A 5,416-nucleotide genomic window follows, 5' to 3' on the forward strand; every position below is an offset into this window, starting at 1 on the left:
TTTATAATAAAAAAGTTTGTAATATATTTTGTAGGTTTAGAAAAAGGTTATACTTTTGCACTCGCAAATCAGGGATGGTTAGCGGCGAAGTAGTGAGATTGACAATTGACAATAAAAAGTTTTAATTTTTTTTTGTAAGAATAAAAAAAAGTATTACTTTTGCAGTCCAGTTTCGAAAGGAACGGAGCGCAGGAGTAAGTCGAAAAAATAAATTTCAAAAAAAAATAATAAAAATTTTGTCAGTTAAAAAATAAGTATTACTTTTGCACTCGCAAATCAGAAATGAGATGCGAAAGAGAAGAGAACATTGAAATAAAAAAAATAACAACCAAGTAAGGATAAAAAGCCAAAGCGTATAAAACTTTGAGTGAGACAGGGAAGACATACAATGGAGAGTTTGATCCTGGCTCAGGATGAACGCTAGCGGGAGGCTTAACACATGCAAGCCGAGCGGTAGAGAGTAGCTTGCTACTCTTGAGAGCGGCGTACGGGTGCGGAACACGTGTGCAACCTGCCTTTATCTGGAGGATAGCCTTTCGAAAGGAAGATTAATACTCCATAATATATTGATTGGCATCGATTGATATTGAAAGCTCCGGCGGATAGAGATGGGCACGCGCAAGATTAGATAGTTGGTGAGGTAACGGCTCACCAAGTCAATGATCTTTAGGGGGCCTGAGAGGGTGATCCCCCACACTGGTACTGAGACACGGACCAGACTCCTACGGGAGGCAGCAGTGAGGAATATTGGACAATGGGTGAAAGCCTGATCCAGCCATCCCGCGTGAAGGATGACGGACCTATGGTTTGTAAACTTCTTTTGTATAGGGATAAACCTACTCTCGTGAGGGTAGCTGAAGGTACTATACGAATAAGCACCGGCTAACTCCGTGCCAGCAGCCGCGGTAATACGGAGGGTGCAAGCGTTATCCGGATTTATTGGGTTTAAAGGGTCCGCAGGCGGGCTTGTAAGTCAGTGGTGAAATCCTACAGCTTAACTGTAGAACTGCCATTGATACTGCGAGTCTTGAGTATAGTTGAGGTAGCTGGAATGAGTAGTGTAGCGGTGAAATGCATAGATATTACTCAGAACACCAATTGCGAAGGCAGGTTACCAAGTTATAACTGACGCTGAGGGACGAAAGCGTGGGGAGCGAACAGGATTAGATACCCTGGTAGTCCACGCTGTAAACGATGCTAACTCGTTTTTGGGTTTTAGGACTCAGAGACCAAGCGAAAGTGATAAGTTAGCCACCTGGGGAGTACGACCGCAAGGTTGAAACTCAAAGGAATTGACGGGGGCCCGCACAAGCGGTGGATCATGTGGTTTAATTCGATGATACGCGAGGAACCTTACCAAGGCTTAAATGGGAATTGACGTACTTAGAAATAGGTATTTCTTCGGACAGTTTTCAAGGTGCTGCATGGTTGTCGTCAGCTCGTGCCGTGAGGTGTTAGGTTAAGTCCTGCAACGAGCGCAACCCCTGTCACTAGTTACCATCATTCAGTTGGGGACTCTAGTGAGACTGCCTACGCAAGTAGAGAGGAAGGTGGGGATGACGTCAAATCATCACGGCCCTTACGCCTTGGGCCACACACGTGATACAATGGCCGGTACAGAGGGTAGCTACACTGTGAAGTGGTGCAAATCTCGAAAGCCGGTCTCAGTTCGGATTGGAGTCTGCAACTCGACTCTATGAAGCTGGAATCGCTAGTAATCGCGCATCAGCCATGGCGCGGTGAATACGTTCCCGGGCCTTGTACACACCGCCCGTCAAGCCATGGAAGCTGGGGGTACCTGAAGTCGGTGACCGTAAAAGGAGCTGCCTAGGGTAAAACTAGTAACTAGGGCTAAGTCGTAACAAGGTAGCCGTACCGGAAGGTGCGGCTGGAACATCTCATTTTAGAGCGTCGCAAGACGAAAAATTTAAAAAAAATCTTACTCAATCAATTCGCTTTGGTTTTTACTTTGGTTGGTTATTAATAAAAAATAATAAGAAACCCCTAGAGATTAGTATAAGGGAAGAGATTACAGAGTCTCGTAGCTCAGCTGGTTAGAGCGCTACACTGATAATGTAGAGGTCGGCAGTTCGAGCCTGCCCGAGACTACTAATTGAGAAAGAGGGGGAATTAGCTCAGCTGGCTAGAGCACCTGCCTTGCACGCAGGGGGTCAAGGGTTCGAATCCCTTATTCTCCACAGGGTTTTCTTAAATTGTAATTTAAGATGTGATAATGCGAGAGCCGTATTTTTCTTAAGTTATGGTTTAAGATAAAACAGAGCAAAAAAGGACATTGACATTAACGGTAAAGACATCACAAAGAGAAAACCGAGCACTTACGAGTGCTTTAGGATAAATTAGGAAAGAAATCGTTAAGGGCGTATGGCGGATGCCTAGGCTTTCAGAGGCGATGAAGGACGTGGTAAGCTGCGAAAAGCTACGGGGATTGGCACACACGAAATGATCCGTAGATATCCGAATGGGGCAACCCAATACATTGAAGATGTATTACTGCGTAAGCAGAGCAAACCCGGAGAACTGAAACATCTAAGTATCCGGAGGAAAAGAAATCGAAGAGATTCCGTAAGTAGTGGCGAGCGAAAGCGGATTAGCCCAAAAGTTTATATATGTTTAGTGGAATACTTTGGAAAGAGTAATCGTAGAAGGTGATAATCCTGTACACGAAAGACATATTTAGATGATAAAAGAGTAGGGCGGGACACGTGAAATCCTGTCTGAATATGGGGGGACCATCCTCCAAGGCTAAATACTCCTGAAAGACCGATAGTGAACAAGTACTGTGAAGGAAAGGTGAAAAGCACTTCGAATAGAAGGGTGAAAGAGAACCTGAAACCGTACGCCTACAAGCGGTCGGAGCAGCATTAAGCTGTGACGGCGTGCCTTTTGCATAATGAGCCTACGAGTTAATTTTACTAGCGAGGTTAAGGACTTAAGGTCCGGAGCCGGAGCGAAAGCGAGTCTGAATAGGGCGTATAGTTAGTGGAATTAGACGCGAAACCTTGTGATCTACCCATGGGCAGGTTGAAGCTTTGGTAACACAAAGTGGAGGACCGAACCGGTTGACGTTGAAAAGTCTTCGGATGACCTGTGGGTAGGGGTGAAAGGCCAATCAAACTGGGAGATAGCTCGTACTCTCCGAAATGCATTTAGGTGCAGCGTCGATGTTAAGTTTATTAGAGGTAGAGCTACTGATTGGATGCGGGGGTTTCACCGCCTACCAATTCCTGACAAACTCCGAATGCTAATAAATGTTCGTCGGCAGTGAGGGCATGGGTGCTAAGGTCCATGTCCGAGAGGGAAAGAACCCGGACCAACAGCTAAGGTCCCTAAATATATGCTAAGTTGAAAGAACGCGGTTGAACTGCATTGACAGCTAGGATGTTGGCTTGGAAGCAGCCATTCATTTAAAGAGTGCGTAACAGCTCACTAGTCGAGCGGTTCGGCATGGATAATAATCGGGCATAAGCATATTACCGAAGCTATGGGATGTATATACATCGGTAGGAGAGCATTCTATTTGCGCAGAAGCAGTATCGCGAGGTATTGTGGAGCGGATAGAAAAGAAAATGTAGGCATAAGTAACGATAAAGCGGGCGAGAAATCCGCTCACCGAAAGACTAAGGTTTCCTCAGCCATGCTAATCAGCTGAGGGTTAGTCGGGGCCTAACGCGTACCCGAGAGGGGAAGTGGATGGACAATAGGTTAATATTCCTATACTTGCGCACACTAAAAAGGGGACGGAGATTCGTACTTACTGAAGACTGACGGAATAGTCAAGACCTAGTCTACGGGCGAAGTTATTGTAGGGAAAGATCTTCCAAGAAAAGCCGAAGTGTTGCAACCCGTACCAAAACCGACACAGGTAGTCGAGGAGAGAATCCTAAGGTGCTCGAGTGAGTCGTGGCTAAGGAACTAGGCAAAATAGTCTCGTAACTTCGGAAGAAGAGACGCCTCCCTCCGGGGAGGCCGCAGTGAAGAGGCCCAGGCGACTGTTTATCAAAAACACAGGACTCTGCTAAATCGAAAGATGCTGTATAGGGTCTGACACCTGCCCGGTGCTGGAAGGTTAAGGAAGGTGCTTAGCGTAAGCGAAGGCATTAACTGAAGCCCCAGTAAACGGCGGCCGTAACTATAACGGTCCTAAGGTAGCGAAATTCCTTGTCGGGTAAGTTCCGACCTGCACGAATGGTGTAACGATCTGGGCACTGTCTCAGCCACGAGCTCGGTGAAATTGTAGTATCGGTGAAGATGCCGATTACCCGCAATGGGACGAAAAGACCCTGTGAACCTTTACTATAACTTCGTATTGACTTTGAGTAAACAATGTGTAGGATAGGTGGGAGACTATGAAGCTGTCACGCTAGTGTTGGTGGAGTCGTTGTTGAAATACCACCCTTTGTTTACTTAGAGCCTAACTTCGGAAGAAGGACATTGCGTGGTGGGTAGTTTGACTGGGGTGGTCGCCTCCAAAAGAGTAACGGAGGCTTTCAAAGGTACCCTCAGCACGCTTGGTAACCGTGCGTAGAGTGTAATGGCATAAGGGTGCTTGACTGTGAGACCTACAAGTCGATCAGGTGCGAAAGCAGGACATAGTGATCCGGTGGTTCCGTATGGAAGGGCCATCGCTCATAGGATAAAAGGTACTCCGGGGATAACAGGCTAGTCTCCCCCAAGAGCTCACATCGACGGGGAGGTTCGGCACCTCGATGTCGGCTCGTCACATCCTGGGGCTGGAGAAGGTCCCAAGGGTTGGGCTGTTCGCCCATTAAAGTGGCACGCGAGCTGGGTTCAGAACGTCGTGAGACAGTTCGGTCTCTATCTATTGCGGGCGTTAGATGTTTGAGAGGGCTTGATTCTAGTACGAGAGGACCGAATTGAACAAACCTCTGGTGTATCTGTTGTGCCGCCAGGCGCACCGCAGAGTAGCTAAGTTTGGAAAGGATAAGCACTGAAAGCATATAAGTGCGAAACCTGCCTCAAGATGAGACATCTTTTAAGGGTCGTGGGAGATGACCACGTTGATAGGCTACAGGTGTAAAGTTGGTAACAGCATAGCCGAGTAGTACTAATTACCCGTAGATTTATAGCCTAATTTAAGGCACTTGTAAGTGTTGGAAGGTTTTGTCTTTGTGAGAGTTTTTATCGCTTAAAAAGCAGTAATTTTTAATCTGGTAAGCGTTATGCTTATAAATTGATTGATTATCGTACCAGCTATATACCATATTTAGGGTGGTTTTAGCGGTGGGGCTCACCTGTTCCCATTCCGAACACAGAAGTTAAGCCCACCAGCGCCGATGGTACTACGAAAGTGGGAGAGTAGGTCGCCGCCAGTTTTTATTTTTGAAAAAGGTTGCATATATTTTGCAGCCTTTTTTTGTTTTTTATTTTTTGTATT

At 46.3% G+C, this 5,416-nt stretch carries 2 tRNA genes and 3 rRNA genes; all 5 read left to right on the top strand.

Going from position 1 to position 5,416, the window contains the following annotated elements:
• The first annotated feature begins 385 nt into the window (after positions 1–385).
• The 5 genes from BLS89_RS10170 to rrf all read left to right on the top strand — a co-directional run bounded on the left by BLS89_RS10170 (position 386) and on the right by rrf (position 5,354).
• A 16S ribosomal RNA gene (locus BLS89_RS10170) occupies positions 386–1,904 on the top strand.
• Positions 1,905–2,035: 131 nt separating this feature from the next.
• Positions 2,036–2,109 (top strand) — tRNA-Ile (locus BLS89_RS10175).
• Positions 2,110–2,124: 15 nt separating this feature from the next.
• Positions 2,125–2,198 (top strand) — tRNA-Ala (locus BLS89_RS10180).
• Positions 2,199–2,362: 164 nt separating this feature from the next.
• Positions 2,363–5,110 (top strand): 23S ribosomal RNA (locus BLS89_RS10185).
• Between the two features lie 136 nt (positions 5,111–5,246).
• A 5S ribosomal RNA gene (gene rrf / locus BLS89_RS10190) occupies positions 5,247–5,354 on the top strand.
• Together the 16S, 23S and 5S rRNA genes with 2 tRNA genes alongside form the textbook arrangement of a ribosomal RNA operon.
• Positions 5,355–5,416: the final 62 nt, after the last annotated feature.

Origin of the sequence: Riemerella columbipharyngis, from assembly GCF_900101995.1 — a bacterium.
Taxonomy (GTDB): Bacteria; Bacteroidota; Bacteroidia; order Flavobacteriales; family Weeksellaceae; genus Riemerella; species Riemerella columbipharyngis.